2 protein-coding genes are annotated in these 2,615 nt (G+C 41.5%); both read left to right on the top strand.

Annotated features, from left to right (window positions below):
* The first annotated feature begins 179 nt into the window (after positions 1-179).
* Positions 180-1,730, top strand: coding sequence for an IS21 family transposase (gene istA, locus FC093_RS23430; RefSeq protein ID WP_137264254.1), 1,551 nt, complete (start codon positions 180-182; stop codon positions 1,728-1,730).
* A 15-nt stretch (positions 1,731-1,745) separates the two neighbouring features.
* Complete coding sequence (gene istB, locus FC093_RS23425) at positions 1,746-2,486, top strand: IS21-like element helper ATPase IstB (RefSeq protein ID WP_137264253.1); 741 nt, start codon at positions 1,746-1,748, stop codon at positions 2,484-2,486.
* The last annotated feature ends 129 nt before the right edge of the window (positions 2,487-2,615 follow it).

Raw genomic sequence — 2,615 nt, 5'->3', positions numbered from 1 at the left:
TGGAGATTTCGCTGATATTGACCACTCCATTTCGCTACAAGCTGACCACTGCATTTCGGAGCAAATTGACCAGGTGATTTCGCTATAAATTGACCACCTGTTTTCGGTAGAAGAGCTGCGGCTGTAAAAGCGCATACTTTTCTGGAAGTTGAATGTTTAAAAATCAACTCTTCAGAAGTATGGCTAATACCATTATCAGCATGAGCAAAATCCGACAGATTATCAGGCTTTACACGCAAGGCAGCAGTAAGTTATCTATTGCCGCAAAAACGGACGTATCGCGTAATACTGCCAAAAAATACATTCAAACCTTTCTAACCACAGGCTTCACTTTCGATGAGATTAATGAGCTAAGCGATAAGGAGCTTGAAGATTTGTTTGGCAAAAGCAATGAACGACCTGCTGATCAGCGATTGCAAATTTTGCGGCAATACTTCCCTTTTATAGATAAAGAACTGAAAAGAAAAGGTGTTACACGCCTGATGCTATGGCAGGCTTATATAAAGGAAAATGCAAGCGGCTTTCAGTATACCCAGTTCTGTTTTTATTATAATCAATGGAAAGCACAGGTCAATCCTGTAATGCATGTAGAGCATAAAGCAGGAGATAAAATGTTTGTTGATTTTGCAGGAGAGAAGCTAAGCATTGCAGATAAACAAACCGGTGAAATAAAGGAAGTAGAAGTATTTATAGCCATACTGGGAGCCAGCCAGCTAACGTATGTAGAAGCTGTAATGACACAGCAGAAAGAAGATTTTATAGCTGCCTGTGAGAATGCGCTTCACTTTTATGGTGGTGTACCTGCTGCTATTGTTACTGATAATCTTAAATCAGCTGTAAGTAAAAGCAGTCGTTATGAGCCTACCTTAAATGAGACTTTTGAAGACTTTGCTGACCACTATAGCACCACTGTTTTACCAACCAGGGCTTACCGTCCAAGAGATAAAGCGCTGGTAGAAGGAGCTGTGAAAATTATGTATACACGCATTTATGCTCAGGTTCGCTCCACCACCCATCACAGCATAGAAGCTATAAACCATGCTATTAAAGAGGCGCTTCACCAACACAACAACCATCCACTTAAAGGTCGTCACTACAGCCGCCAACAGCAGTTTGATGAAGTAGAAAAAGGAGCGCTGCAGCCATTACCGATGCTTCGGTACGAACTTAAAAAACAACTGCATGCAACAGTAATGAAGAATGGGCATATATGTTTAGGCATAGATAAGCATTACTACAGTGTACCTTATCGCTATATAGGCAAAAAGGTAAAAGTACTTTACTCGCGTTCTAACGTAGAAGTCTTCTATCATTATGAACGTATTGCCTTACATAAGCGCATCAAAAGTCCCTACACCTATACTACGGATAAAGAACATCTTGCCTCTACTCATCGCTTTGTTACAGAATGGACACCCGAGCGGTTTATTGAATGGGCAGCGTCTATTAGTGATGATGTAAAGCTTTATATACTTAAAATACTTGAGCGCAAACAGCACCCCGAACAAGCCTATAAGTCCTGTATGGGCATATTAAGCTTTGGCAGAAAGGCAGGGAACGACCGCTTGATTGCTGCATGCAAAAGAGCGCTGGGCTATGGCATCTACAACTATAAAACCATACAAACCATTTTAGAAAAGGGCATGGACCTTTACGATGATGAAAACAGCGAAGCCAATCTATTAATGCCCACCCATGATAACATACGTGGTCAACAATATTATCAATAATAAAACATAAACAACATGAACACAAACACGCTTGACAAAATGCGAAAGATGAAGTTCCTCGGCATGTTCAGAGCCTTCAAAGCTACCCTCGAGACTAATCAGCTGCAAAGCTACACTGCCGATGAACTGATAGCAAACATGGTAGAAGCAGAGTGGGATGACAGGCAAAACCGACGAATAGAAAGAGGGCTGCTTAATGCCCGCTTCCGCTACAAAGCTTCAGTAGAAGACCTCTACTACCACGCTAACCGCAACATAGACCGCAACCAGATGATGCGCCTGGCAGAATGCAACTTCATTAACCGAAACGAAAACCTGCTGATAACAGGCAGCACAGGTATCGGTAAAAGTTACATTGCATCTGCTTTAGGTCACCAGGCGTGCATGCTCGGTTATCGCGTACTGTATGCCAGTACCCCAAAACTCTTTGCTAAACTTAAAATGGCTAAAGCCGATGCTTCCTACATTAAGGAGATAACCAAAATAGAACGTCAACACCTGCTAATACTTGATGACTTTGGTATACAACCCTTCGATGCCCAAAGCCGACAATCACTAATGGAAGTTATTGAAGACAGGCATGGCAAATCATCGATGATAATAACATCACAGCTACCAGTTAACAAATGGTATGAAGTGATTGGTGAGAAAACCATAGCAGATGCCATACTTGACAGAATTATACATGATGCCCACCGAATGGAACTGAAAGGAGAGTCACTAAGAAAGAAAAGGCAGCCAACCGAAGAAAACTAAGATGATTATAAACCGGTAAACTTATTATTTTTGACAACTGCTTTTACAGCAAACTATACAACACTTCGCCAGCAAAACAGGTGGTCAATTTGCCACGAAATCACCTGGTCAACTTCTACGAAATATCCA

It is taken from the genome of Ilyomonas limi, assembly GCF_005233845.1.
Lineage (GTDB): Bacteria > Bacteroidota > Bacteroidia > Chitinophagales > Chitinophagaceae > Ilyomonas > Ilyomonas limi.
This window is presented reverse-complemented; position numbering and strand designations above follow the sequence as displayed.